1 protein-coding gene is annotated in these 606 nt (G+C 75.6%); it reads left to right on the top strand.

The window, feature by feature from the left end:
• The coding region (gene truD, locus G7A99_RS23735) for a tRNA pseudouridine(13) synthase TruD (RefSeq protein WP_163144529.1) at nucleotides 1-606 on the top strand (606 nt) is incomplete at both ends.

Raw genomic sequence — 606 nt, 5'->3', positions numbered from 1 at the left:
CCGGACGGCGACGGGGAGCACTGGCTTGTGGAGATCCGCAAGCGCGGCCTGACCACCGCGGAGGCTGTCCGGCGCCTGGCCCGGGCCTTCGATTGCCCGCCCCGGGCGATCAGCCACGCGGGCCTCAAGGACCGGCACGCGCTCACCACCCAGTGGCTCAGCATCCACGCCCCCGCTGTCCCGCCGGCCGTCGGGCCGGTGGAGGACGGTCTCGACGTGATCAGTGCGGGGCGCCACCGGCGCAAGCTGCGCGTGGGCACGCTGGCGGGGAACCGGTTCCGCATTCGCCTGACGGACGTCACCGCCCCCCGCCGGTCGCTGGACGCCCGCCTGGCGACGGTGGCGCGCAGCGGCGTGCCCAATTACTTCGGTCCCCAGCGCTTCGGGCGCGACGGCGGCAATCTCGCGCAGGCGCTGGCCTGGCACCGCGGGGAGGGCCGACGGCTGAACCGGTCGGTTCAGGGCCTGCTGCTCTCGGCGGTACGCGCCGAGGCGTTCAACCGCGTGCTGCGCCGGCGGGTGGAGTCCGGCTGCTGGGACCGGGCGCTGCCCGGGGACCAGATGATCCTGGACGGGCGCGGCAGCCTGTTCGCCGCCGGGCGTGAG

This window comes from Arhodomonas sp. KWT, from assembly GCF_010993615.1.
This window is presented reverse-complemented; position numbering and strand designations above follow the sequence as displayed.